The 16464-nt window shown below is 30.6% G+C and carries 14 protein-coding genes; 9 read left to right on the top strand and 5 right to left on the bottom strand.

Annotated features, from left to right (window positions below):
* The first annotated feature begins 35 nt into the window (after positions 1–35).
* A complete protein-coding gene (locus L2Z92_RS08160; RefSeq protein ID WP_236458332.1) occupies positions 36–1385 on the top strand; it encodes a sigma-54-dependent transcriptional regulator in 1350 nt (449 codons plus the stop codon).
* A 1-nt stretch (position 1386) separates the two neighbouring features.
* Positions 1387–2718 carry a sensor histidine kinase gene (locus L2Z92_RS08155; RefSeq protein WP_236458331.1) on the top strand — a complete coding sequence of 444 codons (1332 nt, stop codon included), beginning with the start codon at positions 1387–1389 and terminating at the stop codon, positions 2716–2718.
* Positions 2719–2746: 28 nt separating this feature from the next.
* On the opposite strand, the gene L2Z92_RS08150 is transcribed toward L2Z92_RS08155, so the two are convergent.
* From L2Z92_RS08150 to trmB, 3 genes are read right to left on the bottom strand one after another with little or no spacing between them, the layout of a single operon-like run.
* Complete coding sequence (locus L2Z92_RS08150; RefSeq protein ID WP_236458330.1) at positions 2747–3088, bottom strand: MGMT family protein; 342 nt, start codon at positions 3086–3088, stop codon at positions 2747–2749.
* A gap of 2 nt (positions 3089–3090) precedes the next feature.
* Positions 3091–3717 (bottom strand): LysE family transporter, encoded by a 627-nt coding sequence (locus L2Z92_RS08145; protein WP_236458329.1) that lies wholly within the window; start codon positions 3715–3717, stop codon positions 3091–3093.
* Positions 3718–3721: 4 nt separating this feature from the next.
* Complete coding sequence (trmB, locus tag L2Z92_RS08140; protein WP_236458328.1) at positions 3722–4396, bottom strand: tRNA (guanosine(46)-N7)-methyltransferase TrmB; 675 nt, start codon at positions 4394–4396, stop codon at positions 3722–3724.
* Between the two features lie 102 nt (positions 4397–4498).
* Between trmB and L2Z92_RS08135 the strand changes: the two genes are divergently transcribed.
* Positions 4499–5317: a UDP-2,3-diacylglucosamine diphosphatase gene (locus L2Z92_RS08135; protein WP_236458327.1), complete on the top strand. Its 819-nt coding sequence runs from the start codon at positions 4499–4501 to the stop codon at positions 5315–5317.
* A 25-nt stretch (positions 5318–5342) separates the two neighbouring features.
* The gene (locus L2Z92_RS08130; RefSeq protein WP_236458326.1) at positions 5343–6398 is read left to right on the top strand and encodes a glycosyltransferase; all 1056 of its coding nucleotides are present in this window, start codon (positions 5343–5345) and stop codon (positions 6396–6398) included.
* Here L2Z92_RS08130 and L2Z92_RS08125 read toward each other — a convergent pair.
* A complete protein-coding gene (locus L2Z92_RS08125; protein ID WP_236458325.1) occupies positions 6375–7412 on the bottom strand; it encodes a sensor histidine kinase in 1038 nt (345 codons plus the stop codon). The two genes, L2Z92_RS08130 and L2Z92_RS08125, sit on opposite strands and share 24 nt — an antisense overlap.
* Positions 7413–8096, bottom strand: coding sequence for a response regulator transcription factor (locus L2Z92_RS08120; protein WP_236458324.1), 684 nt, complete (start codon positions 8094–8096; stop codon positions 7413–7415).
* Between the two features lie 180 nt (positions 8097–8276).
* Between L2Z92_RS08120 and L2Z92_RS08115 the strand changes: the two genes are divergently transcribed.
* From L2Z92_RS08115 to L2Z92_RS08095, 5 genes are all read left to right on the top strand, one after another.
* Entirely contained in the window at positions 8277–10994 is a 2718-nt protein-coding gene (locus tag L2Z92_RS08115) for a TonB-dependent receptor (RefSeq protein ID WP_236458323.1), read from the top strand.
* Between the two features lie 112 nt (positions 10995–11106).
* Positions 11107–12264 carry a hypothetical protein gene (locus L2Z92_RS08110; RefSeq protein ID WP_236458322.1) on the top strand — a complete coding sequence of 386 codons (1158 nt, stop codon included), beginning with the start codon at positions 11107–11109 and terminating at the stop codon, positions 12262–12264.
* A 221-nt stretch (positions 12265–12485) separates the two neighbouring features.
* Positions 12486–14159: a T9SS type A sorting domain-containing protein gene (locus L2Z92_RS08105; protein WP_236458321.1), complete on the top strand. Its 1674-nt coding sequence runs from the start codon at positions 12486–12488 to the stop codon at positions 14157–14159.
* 131 nt (positions 14160–14290) lie between these two features.
* The gene (locus L2Z92_RS08100) at positions 14291–14638 is read left to right on the top strand and encodes a T9SS type A sorting domain-containing protein (RefSeq protein WP_319800402.1); all 348 of its coding nucleotides are present in this window, start codon (positions 14291–14293) and stop codon (positions 14636–14638) included.
* A gap of 104 nt (positions 14639–14742) precedes the next feature.
* Positions 14743–16386, top strand: a complete 1644-nt coding sequence (locus L2Z92_RS08095) for a T9SS type A sorting domain-containing protein (RefSeq protein ID WP_236458320.1) — start codon at positions 14743–14745, stop codon at positions 16384–16386.
* Positions 16387–16464: the final 78 nt, after the last annotated feature.

The following is a 16464-nucleotide window of genomic DNA, read 5'->3' as shown; positions in this document are numbered from 1 at the left end:
TTTTCGAACACCATTTGTACACAACTGAACAGTAAATGAAAAAAACACAAGCCAATATATTAATAATCGATGACCAAGAGGACATTCTTTTTTCGGCAAAAATGCTTCTTAAAAAACATTTTGAAACTATTCATACTTTGAGTAACCCAAAAAATGTAGTGCAATTGCTAGCTGAAAACACCATTAACCTTGTGTTATTAGACATGAATTATCGCATTGGTTTTGAAGATGGTAAAGAAGGATTGTATTTTTTAAAAGAAATAAAGAAACTATCTCCTAAAACGGTTGTCATTCTAATGACTGCTTTTGGGAAAGTAGAAACTGCTGTAGAAGGACTAAAGTCAGGTGCTTTCGATTATGTTTTGAAACCATGGGACAACGACAAGTTACTAGAAGCTGTAAAAAAAGGAGTAGACGAATCTCGAAAACACCAAAAGAAAAATGCTTCAATAGACAGTGTTAACACCTATTTTATTGGAACTTCTCCTGTTATTAAAAAAGCCTATACTCTTGCTGATAAAGTCGCAAAAACAGATGCTAATGTTTTAATTCTAGGAGAAAACGGAACAGGAAAATACGTTTTGGCTCATTACATTCATTCAGTTTCTAATCGAAAAGAAAACGCTTTTGTTCATGTGGATTTAGGCTCACTTAATGAAAATATTTTTGAGAGTGAATTATTCGGTTATGCGAAAGGTGCTTTTACAGATGCAAAAACAGATACTGCTGGACGTTTTGAATCGGCACAAAATGGTACTATTTTCCTAGATGAAATTGGTAATGTTCCCATTCATTTACAAGCAAAATTATTACAAATCATTCAGACAAAAACTGTTACTCGTCTTGGGGAATCAAAACCAAGGCCACTTGATGTTCGAATTATTACGGCTACCAATTTAAATTTAAAACAAGAAGTTGGTATTAAAAACTTTCGTGAAGATTTATTCTACCGTATTAATACTATGGAAATTACACTACCTCCTTTGCGTGAACGTTTAGCTGATAAAATTCCATTAGCTGAATTTTTATTAAACAAGATGATTGTTAAATATGAAAAAGGAAAGGTTACATTCGACGAAAAAGCACTACATCAAATTGAAGAACATGCTTGGAATGGAAACATTCGCGAAATGGAAAACCGAATAGAACGCGCTATTATTCTTTGCGAAAATGACAGTATTAAAGTTGCCGATTTAGATTTAGAAATTATTACGCGCTATGAAGAGAATCAAGATGATTTACAATTATCTGATATTGAAAAAATAACGATTGAAAAAGCTTTAGTTAAAAACGAATATAACATTAGCAAGTCGGCAGAAGAATTAGGTTTATCTAGAGCTTCATTGTACAGAAGAATTGAAAAATATAACATTATAACTCCATAACATGATTGCTTCTTTTAAAATTTACAATCAATTATTTCTTCGATTATTACTCATCTTAGTTGTGTTTGGTGTCGTATTTTTTCTATTACAGAAGGAATTAATCTATACTGCCATTTTTATTGGTTTATTGATTATTTGCTTGGTTATTGAGCTTTATATTTACTTAAAAAATGCTTTTCAGTTTTATGACAAAACCATTCAGGCTATTTTACAAAATGATTTTTCTGCCGATTTTTCCAAACATAAATCTCACGTAAATTACAAAAGCTTATTCAAACTATATGATACTTTAAAGAACAAGCAAAACGAACATGTTTCTAAAGATATTATTTATCGTTCCATTTTAAATAACATTGAAACAGGCATTTTAATTCTACAAAAAGAAAAAAACGATTGGAACATTTTTTTAATGAATGATTATTTTTCATCTCATTTTGAAGTCCCAAAAGTAAGCAAATGGCATTATCTTAAAAATCAATTTCCTTCACTTTGCACATTAATTGAAGAACAAAATTTTAGTGAAATTAAAACTTCCTTACAAATCAGAGTCAATCAACAAGACACCCAAACTTTTGTAATGCAATCTTCTAGAACAAAAACGTACAATCAAGAATACTATATTGTTCTGCTCGACTCTATTCAGAAAGTAGTTGAAAAGAAAGAAAAAGAAGCTTGGATTAACCTAATGAAAGTCATTTCTCATGAACTTCTAAATTCCTTAACACCTATTCGTTCGCTTTCACAAAACTTAAAGGAACTAGTCGAGCAAGAATCTTTTACTAATGAAGATTTAGAAGATATGAAGCAAAGTGTTCAAACCATGCTTAACCGTAGTAACCATTTACAGCAATTTGTAGAGAGCTACCGAAAACTAGCAATGTTACCAACTCCTCAAAAAGAAAAAATAGAGCTAACAGAAATTGTAAATAATGGATTAGAAATAATGCGCCCGTTATTTAAGAAAGAGAAAATTGAAGTACAAAACACTATTGATTTTAAACATTGGTTTAGTGTTGACAAATTACAAATAGAACAAGTTTTAATTAATTTATTAACGAATAGTATCTATGCTTTGGCAGACAAAACCAATAAGAAAATTATTTTGGCAGCTGAAACTAAAAACAAAAGATTATTCCTTTCTATTACCGATACTGGAAATGGAGTTGATCCTGAAATTGAAGATAAAATATTTTTACCTTTCTTCACTACAAGAAAAGAAGGCGCAGGAATTGGCTTAACCTTATCTAAAAATATAATTGAAGCTCATGGCGGTTACTTGTCCTATCAAAACAAAGATGATAAAACCACATTTATGATTTGTTTGATGGATTAATTTTGTGTAATCATGAAAACCGTATAAACTAAGCACTAATTTCAGGTTCCCAAAAGTGTTTTTCAAAGTCGACAATTTTATTTTCAACTACTTTAACACCTTCGCTTTCTAAAAGTTGCTGCATCAAGTTAGTTCCATCAAAATGAAACTTACCAGTAAGTAATCCATTTCTATTTACTACTCTATGTGCAGGAATATCATCCATAGTATGACTAGCATTCATTGCATAACCAACCATTCTTGCTGAACGAGCTGCTCCTATTGCTTTTGCAATTGCTCCATACGAAGTTACTTTTCCTTCAGGAATTTGCCTTGCAACGTCATAAACACGTTGAAAAAAATTATCCTTATTTGATTCTTTCTTTTCCAAAATTAAGTAGCAATCATTTTATAAAGTGAAGAAATAGCTACAATTCCTGTTATTGCTGCAATAATGAAATTTATATTTCTAATTAAGAAACCTACTTTATGTTCAATTCGTTTAAATAGTACTGCATAGATATAAAAAACCAAAAGCGTTCCAAAACCAGCACCTAAAATAAAAAACCAGTTCGATACCGTTGAAAAATCATAAATATTTTTCGATGACAATGTTAGACTTGAAAAAACATAATAAGGAATGGCAAACATGTTTAACGAAGACATTATAATCCCATAGAAAAAACGATTTTTCTTACTCTTAATTTCCACTTCTTTTTCCGGCTTTTTAGCTCTAAAACCACTATAAATGAAGAATATCGTTAATATTATAAATATAAAAACGGCAAATTTCTTTAAACTTTCACTAACTCCGGGATGACTTTCCAAAAATTTAGCAAAATATAGTCCTACAAAACATTGCACTAAAACAATTAATCCAGCACCATAACCAAACAAAAGACCTGCTTTTTTACTCTCGTTTACACTTAGTTTTGCCACTATCATATTTAACATCCCTGGAGGAATTATACCAATAAAAGCAATTAAAAAACCTAAAAGTAAAGGAAGTAAATAAGTCATGTAATTATTTAATTTTGAATTGAATATAGGTTATTGCTTTGTTATGCTCTAAATATTGACTTTCATAAAAAGTTTGAATTTTTATTACTTCTTCTGGTGCTCCTTCATTATGATATACGTTATGATTCGCATACAACACTTCGTGTCCTTCTCCATGCAATAAACCAAGAGTATAACCATGCATAAACTCACTGTCTGTTTTTAAATGCATTAATCCATCTGGTTTTAAAACCTTTTTATAGCGTTGCAAAAACTCAGTATTTGTCATTCTGTGCTTTGTGCGCTTATATTTTATTTGTGGATCTGGGAAAGTAATCCAAATTTCATCTACCTCATTCTCTTCAAAACAATGTTCTATAAGTTCAATCTGAGTTCTAATAAAAGCTACATTGTTCATGCCGTTTTCTTGAGCTGTTTTCGCACCTCTCCAAAAACGAGCTCCTTTAATATCGATACCAACAAAATTTTTATTTGGAAAACGTTCTGCTAAACCTACCGAATATTCGCCTTTACCACAACCTAATTCTAAAACAATTGGGTTGTCGTTTTTAAAAAATTCGCTATTCCATTTCCCTTTCAATTGAAAACTTTCTGAAACTACTTCTTCTCTAGTTGGTTGAAAAACATTTGTGAATGTTTCGTTTTCTTTAAATCTTTTAAGTTTATTCTTACTTCCCACGATGTCTGATAATTTTTTGTAAAATTAATGAAATAAAGTTTTAATAATCTTTGATTAACTTTAATTAAATATATATTTTCTTTTTTTGTAAAAAGAAATATTTTGAAAAGAAGAAAAGTTGAGGTCGTTGTCATTTCAGACGTTCATTTAGGAACCTATGGTTGTCATGCAAAAGAATTGCTAGCCTATTTATCATCGATTAAACCCAAAACTTTAATTCTTAATGGAGACATTATAGATATTTGGCAATTTAGAAAGTCCTATTTCCCTGCTAGCCATCTAAAAATTATTAAAAAAATAATTTCTTTAAGTTCCAAGGGGACAAAAGTATATTATTTAACAGGAAATCATGATGAATTTCTTAGAAAATTTAGCGATTTACATTTAGGAAATCTAAGTTTATTAGATAAATTGGTACTTGATTTAGATGGTAAGAAGGCTTGGTTTTTTCATGGAGATGTTTTTGATTCTTCTATTACGCACGCAAAATGGCTAGCAAAATTGGGTGGTTGGGGTTATGATTTGCTAATTTTGATTAATCGATTCTTGAATTGGGTTTTAGCAAAAATGAAAAAAGAACCTTATTCACTATCTAAAAAAATAAAAAACAACGTAAAATCTGCTGTTAAATTTATTACTAACTTTGAAAACGTTTGTACGGAATTAGCAATAGAGAATAATTACAACTATGTGGTTTGCGGACATATTCACGAACCCAAAATTGAGCATATAGAAACTCCAAAAGGAAAAACTATCTATTTAAACTCTGGAGATTGGATTGAAAACTTAACGGCTCTTGAATATAATAATAAAAAATGGAAACTTTACAAACACGAAAAGAATGAAAATAGTGTTAATGAAGAATCTTTTTTTGAATATGAAAACAAGTTAGCAGAACAGTTTATTACTGCTTTAAAATAAATCTCAACTGGTAATAACTCCATAAATGAAAGAACGAATATTAATTACTCCTTTAAATTGGGGCTTAGGTCACGCTACAAGATGCATACCTATTATTAAAGCTTTAGAAAGAAATAATTTAGAGCCTGTAATTGCTTCTGATGGAGTTGCCTTGAGCTTATTAAAAAAAGAATTTCCACATTTAATTGCGATTGAACTTCCTTCCTACAAAATAAAATATTCTGAGAAGGGAAAAAACTTCAAATTGAAGCTCTTTTCTCAAATACCAACTATTATTAACGCTATAAAATCGGAAAGAAAAGCTACTAAAGAAATTATCGATGCCTATCAAATTAAAGGATTAATTTCAGACAATAGACTTGGTGTTTTTTCAAAAAAAATCCCTTCCGTTTTCATTACACATCAACTGAATGTTTTAACAGGAAACACAACTTGGTTCACAACACAATTGCATCAATACTATATTAAAAAATATACTGAATGTTGGATTCCAGATATGGAAAATAAACCAAACTTATCGGGTAAATTAGGTCATTTAGAAGATGCTTTCAAAACCTTAAAATATATTGGTCCGTTAAGTCGACTTCATAAAAAAGTTGTAGAAAACAAATATGACTTATTAATTGTTCTCTCTGGCCCAGAACCACAACGAACTTTATTAGAAAACAAACTAATTCACGAATTAGAAAACTACCCGAAAAATGTTCTTTTCGTTAAGGGAATTATTGATAGTAAGCAAAAAATCACTATCGAAAAAAACATCACTTATTACAATTTCATGAAAAGTGATGAATTAGAAATTGCTTTTAACGAGAGTAGTCAAATTTTGTGTCGATCAGGTTACACTACCATAATGGATTTGGCACATTTAGGAAAGAAAGCCTTCTTCATTCCGACACCTGGGCAATATGAACAAATATACCTTGCGAAAAAATTCAAGAAAGAAGGCATAGCTCCTTATTGTAATCAAGAAGATTTTAAAGTTGAAAAATTAGAAGAAATTCCACTATATAGTGGTTTTGTGAATCATTCTGCAAAGATTAGCTGGAAGAAGCTATTAAGTCTTTTCCAAAGTAAATGAAAATTCTGAACCTACACCAAACTGACTTTCTACATAGATTTTTTCTTCATGCCCTTCTATAATATGCTTCACAATTGCAAGTCCTAAACCAGAACCTCCTTCACTTCTAGCGCCACTTTTATCGACACGATAAAAACGTTCGAACAATCTAGGAATATGTTGTTTTGCGATACCTTCTCCATTATCGGTTACTCGAACAATTATTTTATTATTCACTAAGTCCTCAATACTAATTTCTGTAGTTCCACCTTGTTTTCCATATTTAATAGAATTCATAACAAGGTTTGTAACAACTTGCTGTATTTTCTCCTGATCTGCAATAACTTTTATAGGTTTGTATTTTATGTCGAATGTTAAAGAAATATTCTTTTTTGAAGCCCTCATTTCTAACAGATCAAAAACACCTTGAACAACATCAACGATATTGAATTCTGAAAGAGCCAAGTTAATATCACCCGTTTCAAGCTTAGTAATTAAATCTAAATCTTTCACAATGTAAATTAATCGCTCCACTCCTTTTTCTGCTCTTTGTAAATACTTTTTACGTATTGCCTTGTCATCCATCGCTCCATCTAGCAATGTGAGCAAATACCCTTGAACCGTAAACAAGGGTGTTTTTAGTTCATGAGAAATATTCCCTAGAAACTCTCTTCGGTATTCTTCTCTAATTTTTAAAGTTTCAATTTCTACTTTTTTATCTCTAGCAAACTTCTGAACTTCTCTTGTCAAAGTAGCCATATCTGTAGTTACAGGTTGATTTCTAAAAGAAGCATTTTCTAGTAAGGAAACATCATCATAGATTTTCTTTACCCTTCTATAAATAAAGCGTTCCACTCTATATTGAAGCACAAAAAAACAAAATGCAAATACCGAAAGTCCAAAAAAGAATACAACCCAGGAACTTCCTTTTAGAAAAAAATAATTTAAAAGAGAAAATAATCCAGAAGAGAAAATAGTAACATAGGTAGCCGATTTAACAGCAAACTTGTATGATTTTTTAAAATTAATAACCATTTAAATTTCTAGTTTATAACCTACTCCTTTAATAGTTTTAAAATAATCATCTCCTATTTTTTCTCTAAGCTTTCTAATATGAACATCGATAGTTCTTCCTCCAACTACAACTTCATTACCCCAAACTTTATCTAGAATTTCTTCTCTTGTAAATACTTTCCCAGGTTTAGTTGCTAAAAGATAAAACAATTCAAATTCTTTTCTTGGTAATATAATTTCCTCATCCTTACGAACAATTTTATATTCCTCTCTATTAATTTCAATATCACCCACCATTAAAGTATCACTTGCAATTTCATTTTCTTTTAATCTTCTTAAAAGCGCTTTTACTTTACTTACTAATACTTTTGGCTTAATCGGTTTAGCAATATAATCATCTGCACCAGCATCAAAACCAGCTACTTGAGAATAATCTTCTGAACGAGCAGTTAGAAACGTAATTATTGTATTTTCAAAATCAGGCAGTTTCCTAATATTTTCACAAGCTTCAATACCATCCATTTCTGGCATCATAACATCCATAATTATCAAATTAGGATGTTCTTTTTTTGCCTTAGCAATCGCCTCTTTACCATTTGCAGCAGTAACTATCTGATACCCTTCTTGCGACAGATTATACCCTATTATTTCTAATATATCCGGCTCATCGTCAACTAACAAAATCTTAATATCTCTTTTTTTCATAATATAATAAAGTTCTCCCTATCGATTGTAAAGGTAAATATAATCTAAAATTTTTCAAGGACTTTACAATTATTTAATGCCTTTACAATTACATAACATTTAAAAAACTTTTTTATAACAAGCAAGTAACACTCTAGTAATCTTGCAGAAGTTCCTTTGCACAAAATTCAACAACACAAAATGAGACTACATTTATTACTAAGCTTTTTATTTATTAGCCTTTACTCTTTCAGTCAAACGGGAACAGTATCTGGAGTTATTTTAGATAAAGAATACAACAACGAACCATTACCTTTTGCTAATGTACTAATAAAAGGAACAACAATTGGAACTTCAACAGATGATCTTGGAAAATATTCATTATCTGTTAAACCTGGGAGTTATGTTTTAGAAATTGGATATCTTGGTTACGAAACAAAAGAAATCACTTTCACTATTAAAGCAGGAGAAAAAAAAGTAATTAACCATACTTTAGAAGCAAGTGGTGTACAATTAGACGATATTGTAGTTACGCACTCAGTCCTTAAAGAAAAAGAGAGTGTGTTACTTCAAGAACAACAGAAAGCTGTAGAAATAACTCAGGTTATTGGTGCACAAGAACTATCAAGAAAAGGAGTTAGTAACGCTGAAGCTGCTGTAACTAAAACAAGTGGGGTAGCAAAACAACAAGGAGCTAAAAACGTTTTTGTAAGAGGACTTGGAGATCGATATAATTCTACATCTTTAAACGGACTAGCTTTACCATCTGATGATCCAGAATATAAGAATATTTCTCTAGACTTCTTTGGAACAGAAGTAATCCAAAACGTTGGAATAAACAAGGTGTTTAGCTCTTCTTTATTAGGAGATGTTGGCGGTGCAAATATCAATATTATATCAAAAGAGTTAGGATCAGGAAATGAGCTAGAAATTGGAGTATCTTCTGGTTTCAATACACAAACAATAGGAAAACAATTCTTTTTAATTGATGGTAACAACTGGTTTGGTACTCAAAGAACAGAATCTAACATTTCAAACTTAAATAATTACACATTCAGAAACAATCTTAAACCAAAAGAGCAAAATCTTCAACTAAATGGTGGTTTTTCAATCTCTGGAGGTAAAAAATTTCATATTGGTGAGAAAAACTCACTTTCATTATATTTAGTTGGAAGTTTCGACAATAGCTATTTATTCTCAGAAGGAAACATTAAACAAACAAATAGTATTGGATCTATTTACCAAGATCAAAAGTTTGAAAAATACAATTACAATGTATCTCAACTATTAATGAATAATATGAAATATAAATTTGGAGATGGACACTCATTATCTTTGAATAATATTTTAATACACAACAACAACCAAACATATGGAACTTACTTTGGGATAAACAACCCAGAGCAAGCAGGTGATATAGAATATTTAGTTAGACAACAAACAAATGATAATTTATTGTTCGTTAATCAATTATTAGCTAATATAAAAATATCTGAAAAACTAAAATACAATGCTGGATTAGCATTCAACACAGTTACTGGAAACGAACCAGATAGAAGGTCGAACAATTACTTACTTAGAGACGGATTCTATGCCCCACAAACAAACAGTGCAGGGGAAAACGAAAGATATTTCTCTAAACTAGATGAAAAAGACATTGTAGCAAATACGAGTATAAACTATGATTTTTCAAAAGAAGAAAAGACAAATTTAATTGAAATTGGTGGTGATTTCAGATTAACAACGAGACGATTTGATGCATTTACATTTAATCATGATTTCTCGACAAGAATTGCAACAGATATCAACAATCCTGATGTCATTTTTAATCAAAATTCAATAAATAATGGGACATTTAATTTAATTACAGGAAGAGGAAACAGTAATAATCCAAGAGCATTTGATCCTTTTTATTATGATGCAAATAGACTTATTGTAGCTGGATATGGTAAACTAACATATTCTTTTAATAAAAAACTAACTACTGTAATTGGAGTTAGAGGTGAAAAAATCAATCAAGAAGTGGAATATGACACAAATATTGCCTCTAGTAGAAATGTAGGACCTTCAAAGCTAGATAACACTTACATATTGCCAAGCTTAGCAATTAAATACAGCTTAAGTGACAAAAATATCATTAGATTCAACGCAAGTAAAACATACACATATCCTCAATTCAAAGAAGTTGCACCATTCAAATACCAAGATGTAAGTTTTTCAAGTCAAGGTAATCCAAACTTAATCGCATCAGACAATTACAATTTTGATTTGAAATTTGAAAAATACTTTGGTAAAGGTGAAATTATTTCATTAACCGCATTTGGTAAAATCATACAAAATCCAATTAGTAGATCTGAAATACCAAGTGCAGGAAGTACACTAACTTACTTAAATGTTGGAGAAAATGCAACTATTTTTGGATTAGAATTAGAACTAAGAAAAAACATAATCAACGATCCTAATGATACAGAAGCTAAAAACGCCTTATCCCTAGGATTAAATGCATCATATTTAAACACAAAAGTTAATTTAGATCAAAACTCAATCGCTCAATTCACTAATAACTCGAGTGAGCTTGAGGGAGCAACACCATTACTTGTAAACACAGATTTAACTTTTAATCACAAATTTGAAAAATCTGAATTCTCATCAACAATTGTACTTAACTATTTTAGCAATAGAGTATATTCAATTGGAACACGTGGATTCGAAAACATAGTTGAAAAATCTATTCCAACTTTAGACTTTGTATCTAAAATTAAATTAAATGACAAATTTAAGATAAGTCTAAAAGGATCTAATCTTTTAAACCCAAACTTTAGTCTTTCTAGAGATAGCGCAAACAATGGAGAAAACATTGTTTTAAAAGATTATAAAAAAGGAATAAACTTTTCAATTGGCTTTGGTTACTCTTTTTAACATTAAAGAAACATTAAAATAACTAAAGCATCAGATTAAAAAAACATTCACATAACATAGTGCTTTTACATTTGCAATCAAATAACACAATTAAAATTAAATTTTTAAAAAAATGAAAAAATTATTATTATCAGCATTAACTATTACTGCATTAACATTTACATCATGCAGTAGTGATGATAGTTCTACTGAACAAAACGGACCATCTGCTACAAATTTATCAGGAAATTTAGTTTCTGATTTGACTTTAGAAAACAACGGAGCAGATTACACATTGAACGGTGCTTTGTTTGTTAAAAACGGTGCTACATTAACAATCAAACCAGGAGTTACGATAAAAGCATTAGCTGGCGGAACTGATGTTTATATACTTGTTGAAAAAGGTGGGAAAATAATCGCTGACGGTACAGAAACAAGTCCAATTAAATTCACTTCAAATGCTACAAGTCCTTCAGCTGGTGATTGGGGAGGAATAATAATAAACGGAAAAGCGCCATTAAGTAGACAAACTGGTGCTGCTAGTAATGCTGCAACTGAAGTAAATACTGGAATCTTTTTTGGTGGAGATTTATCAAATGACAATTCTGGAATCTTAGATTATGTAATCTTAGAATATACTGGTGCACGTATTGATGACGAATCAGAACATAATGGACTAACCTTAAACGGTGTAGGTTCTGGAACAACAATATCTAACATATTCATCAAGAATGGTGATGATGATGGTATCGAATTTTTTGGAGGTACAGTAAACGCTTCAAATATATTAGTAGTTAATGCTAAGGATGATATGTTTGATTATACTCAAGGATATGCAGGAACATGTACAAATTTATACGGGATAAGAGAAGCTGGCTATACAGCTGTAACTTCTGACCCAAGAGGAATTGAAGCTGATGGTAATTTAGACGGTAATACACCTACTGATATCAATCAATCTGTTTTCACAATAAACAATGTTACAATTATCAACAATGGTGGAATTGAAATGTCTGACGCAATCAAAGTTAGAAGAGGTGCTACAGCAACTATAACAGGTGCTTATGTAGCTGCTGGTTCTGCAACATCTACTTTTGGTGATTTTGTAGACCTTGAAGACACTAAAGGTAGTGCAAACTCAGCAACTACAGTAACTGTTGTTGGAAACGCTGCTAACGGTGTAGATATTTCAGATAATAAAAACGCTCCAGCAGCAACAATTAATGCTACTAATGGTACTACTGGTTCTGTATCAACAACTTTATTTGCTTGGACTGGTTATAGCTTCTAATCAACAAAAGCATATAATTAATTTAGAATAATACTGATTAATTTTCTATATAAAAGTTAAAAATCCCTCAAATGAGGGATTTTTTTATGCAGTTTTTTTTTAGAATCCAGTATCCTATTCATATTAAAATAAAATTATTTAATAACTCAAAATTAACGCATTATAAACAACACTTAATCAATTAAGATCTACTTTTAAATAACATTAATAACCAATATATTATGAAAAAAATTATTTTATTAGTACTTCTTAGTTTCAACTTTTCAGCATGGTCTCAAACTTCAAGTTATAGATATCATGAACTAGAAGATTTAGGAATCTATATAGAAAATGCAATTTCTATTCATTGCGCTCAAACATATGCTCCATATCGTGTTATGGAAGTAAATTTTAGGCAAAATTATACACTAGAGGTCGGACAAATATATAAAGCTGACTTAGGTTTAAGCTATGGTAATTTTGGAACAAGGTATTACAGAGTTAAATATGCAGCTGGTTATGGTGTAGATAAAGGTGATGAAGTTGATACTCCTGTAAATTTTGGTAGCCCAATAGACGTTTGTAATGCGTTATCTTGGAAATATGTAAGACCTATATTATTAGGATCTACGTTGCAAGAAGCTAAAGATAATTATTGCTCTGGACAGACTGCTAACTCCACTAGAGAAAAAGTCAATATAAAAATAGAAAGTCCATTGACAATAGGGAATGTATACTTAATGGATTTCGGTTTAGGAAGTAATTATTACATAATTTATGGGGCAAATGTTGAAAAAGGAGATTCAGATTATGATTTAGATACTACAAGCAGCACAGCTGTTTTTTCATTCATTTCAGAAGCAACAATAAATTGCCCTAAACCCGATTTACAAGCAAATTCGATTTCACTAACTGGAAGTACAAATGTCTCTGCTGGTTCAGCTAAAACAGCAAATTATCAAATCACGAATATTGGTGGTTATGCAGATACTTCACAGTGTCAATTTTACCTTTCTAAAGACGATGCCGTTTTAAGTTCAAATGATGTCTTAATAAAGCAAATAAACATTGCAGCATTAAACACTAATGAAATTAAAAATGGCTCAACTTCATTAACTATTCCATCAACTACTGTAATCGGAAACTACTATATTATTATGAAAGTTAATAATAATACAGAAATAAATCTCAGTAATAATACAACATCATTTTTATTTTCCGTAACTGCTCCCGCAGGTTTTGCAGATTTAACTATTAACAAAAACAATGTTTATATTTATAGTAATTGTTCAGATTGTAATTCTAATTTAGGAAGTTTAGGAAGTAAAAGACATATTTTAAATAGAGCCTATAGTGGCATATTAAATATTCAGCAAATTATAATTGATAACATTGGAGCAGTTACTTCAACTAACTCAAATTTAAAATTTTACTTATCTACAAATGCAACTCTTAGTTCAGATGATTATTATTTTAACAATCGTGATGTTACATTAACATCTATTTCACCTAATGATTATTTACTAAAACAACAGTCCATTTTTGCAGTTGACATACCAAGTAACAAAGCATATGGAAATTATCACATTTTAATAGTTATTGACAAAGATGGTAGCGTAAATGAAGGGCCTAATGGTGGAGAAAACAACAATTTAATTACCATACCTATTAGTTATATTAATATGACTAATAGAACTCCCCCAACTTTAGATAAAAATCAATTTAATAATATACAAAAAAACAACAATGAGTTAATTACAAAATCATACGACTTATCTATCTATGATTTTTCAGGAACACTAATTAAATTTTCTACCATAAATTCTCTTGAACAAGAAAGTGAAATCATAAGTACACTCCCATCAGGTTTGTACATAATAAAAACACCTTTAGAAACTAGAAAAATATCTAAATAATTTAAAATAATCAAAACTATACAGATTATAAATCCTACATAAAAAGTTAAAAATCCCTCAAAAGAGGGATTTTTTTATTTGGCATTGTTATTGCTAATTATATTTTAATTATATTTACACCTCAAATAGTTATGTTAGTGATAAAAAAATACTTTTATATTATTCTTATTGGTGCTTTTATGTTTTCTGCGAATGTTTATTCACAGGACACAAAAGGGAATACCACAAACAAATCTCAAGAGACTTCGATTGAGGGATTGACTATTTACCCCAACCCAGTAAACACTGGAAAAATATACATTAGCAGCAAATCTTCTATTGAAAAAAAAGTAGAAATTTTTGACGTTCTTGGCAAAAAAGTATTTGAAACAATTTCTACCACAAAAGAAATAAATATAAGCGCGCTAAACCCTGGTGTATATATATTAAAAATAAAAGAAGGTGATGCTTCTGCTACTCGAAAACTAATTATCAATTAGTTACAACCCCTCTTGTTTTAAAAATTTAACCATTTTTTCACATTACTATTTTATTAAAACAGAAAAATAGTTGTTATATTTGTGCTAAACACAAATTAAAAAAAATGAAAAAAATTTACTTTTTATTAGTTTCTTTTGTCTCGATTTTTACTTTTGGACAAGGATTAGAAACTTTCACTAACTCTAATGCAACTAACTCATATGCAAACAACAGCTTTGTAGGTGATAACGGAATTACATGGACTTATGTTGCCTCTAGAGACCAAAATGGAGACGCTAACAGTTCTGGAATTGATGGAAACGCACTTATGTTAAGAAGAGTAGCTGACGGAAGCAAAGTTACTTCAAGTACCATATCTGGTGGAGTTGGTAATTTCTCTGTGAAATTATACAAAGGCTTTACAGGTGGTGGCGACAGACAAGTTGAAGTTTTTATTAATGGCATATCAAAAGGGACTTCTCCTGTTTTTGATGATAACCTAGAGCATATTTTCACAGTGAACGCAATCAACCAACCTGGTGACATAATCATAGAGGTTGTTAATACAACTACAAAACAAGTAATCGTAGATGATATATCTTGGACAGGCTACACAGGTGTAGCGACACCTTCTCTGGCTATAACTTCTCCTGCTAACTCAACGGTATTTAACCCGTTAACAAGTAATGTAAGTATTTCAATGTCAGTTGGAAACTTCGCTGTTGCAAATGGTACTGGAGACGGACATATTGTTTACACAATTAACAGCGGATCTCCTGTAGATAAATTTGACACCGCAGATATCGCTGTACCAACTACAGCAGGTCAATCTTACACTGTAGATTTAGAATTAGTAGACAACATGGGTGCTCCACTTTCAACTCCCGTTACAGCAACTGTAAGTTTTTCAGTAGCTGACATTACAACTGTTTCTAGCATCGCTGCTTTAAGAGCAGGAATTGAAGGTGATTATTACGAATTATCAAGCGAAGCAGTCGTAACATTCACTAGACCAGGCTCTACAACAAGAAATCAGAAATACATTCAAGATGCTACAGCTGCTATATTAATTGATGATGCTGCAGAAACAATAACTAATTCTTTCGCTATTGGACAAGCAATGACTGGATTAAAAGGAAGACTTTCTTCTTACAGCGGAGTATTACAAATAATTCCTTTAGAAGACATCACTCCAGCTACAGCAACTTTCACTATTACTCCAGAAGTGGTAACTATAGCTAACATCACAGGAGATGTTAATGCTTACGAAAGTGAATTAGTTCAAATTAACGGGGTAACATTTGCAGATGGAGATGGAATTAACACTTTTGCTGCAAACACAAATTATGACATTGCTGATGGAACAACTATGGCTTTTAGATCTATTTTTGCAGAAGCAAATTATGTAGTAAATACAGATTTAGTTCCTACTGGAACAAACAATTTAACAGTTTTAGTTGCAGAATTTAACGGAACACCTCAAGTTGTAGCTCGTTCTTTAGCAGATGTAACTTTATCTACAAATTCTTTCAATGCAATCGAAGGATTAACAATGTACCCTAATCCAGTTGCTGGAAATGTTTTACATTTTTCTTCTGCAGCGAATGCAACTATGACAGTTCAAATTTTTGACATCGTAGGAAAACAAGTAATCAACACTAAAGTAACAAACAACACAATAAACACTACAAACCTTAACGCAGGTATGTATATTGTTAAAATTACTGAAGAAGGAAAAACAGCTACTAGAAAATTAGTAGTTAAATAATTTTTCTTAAAATACATTCTTTAAAGCACCAACCTAGCGTTGGTGCTTTTTTTATTTTATACTTTTGTAATTATTTAC

It is taken from the genome of Flavobacterium jumunjinense, assembly GCF_021650975.2.
Classification (GTDB): Bacteria; Bacteroidota; Bacteroidia; order Flavobacteriales; family Flavobacteriaceae; genus Flavobacterium; species Flavobacterium jumunjinense.
The sequence above is the reverse complement of the archived record's forward strand: the minus strand, read 5'-3'. Positions and strand labels throughout refer to the sequence as shown.

What these genes read in the sequence shown, in the direction of transcription:
- L2Z92_RS08160 (WP_236458332.1), top strand. Translation starts at nt 36, where the DNA reads ATGAAAAAAACACAAGCCAATATATTAATAATCGATGACCAAGAGGAC.
- L2Z92_RS08155 (WP_236458331.1), top strand. Translation starts at nt 1,387, where the DNA reads ATGATTGCTTCTTTTAAAATTTACAATCAATTATTTCTTCGATTATTA.
- L2Z92_RS08145 (WP_236458329.1), bottom strand. Translation starts at nt 3,717, where the DNA reads ATGACTTATTTACTTCCTTTACTTTTAGGTTTTTTAATTGCTTTTATT.
- L2Z92_RS08130 (WP_236458326.1), top strand. Translation starts at nt 5,343, where the DNA reads ATGAAAGAACGAATATTAATTACTCCTTTAAATTGGGGCTTAGGTCAC.
- L2Z92_RS08125 (WP_236458325.1), bottom strand. Translation starts at nt 7,412, where the DNA reads ATGGTTATTAATTTTAAAAAATCATACAAGTTTGCTGTTAAATCGGCT.
- L2Z92_RS08120 (WP_236458324.1), bottom strand. Translation starts at nt 8,096, where the DNA reads ATGAAAAAAAGAGATATTAAGATTTTGTTAGTTGACGATGAGCCGGAT.
- L2Z92_RS08115 (WP_236458323.1), top strand. Translation starts at nt 8,277, where the DNA reads ATGAGACTACATTTATTACTAAGCTTTTTATTTATTAGCCTTTACTCT.
- L2Z92_RS08110 (WP_236458322.1), top strand. Translation starts at nt 11,107, where the DNA reads ATGAAAAAATTATTATTATCAGCATTAACTATTACTGCATTAACATTT.
- L2Z92_RS08105 (WP_236458321.1), top strand. Translation starts at nt 12,486, where the DNA reads ATGAAAAAAATTATTTTATTAGTACTTCTTAGTTTCAACTTTTCAGCA.
- L2Z92_RS08100 (WP_319800402.1), top strand. Translation starts at nt 14,291, where the DNA reads ATGTTAGTGATAAAAAAATACTTTTATATTATTCTTATTGGTGCTTTT.
- L2Z92_RS08095 (WP_236458320.1), top strand. Translation starts at nt 14,743, where the DNA reads ATGAAAAAAATTTACTTTTTATTAGTTTCTTTTGTCTCGATTTTTACT.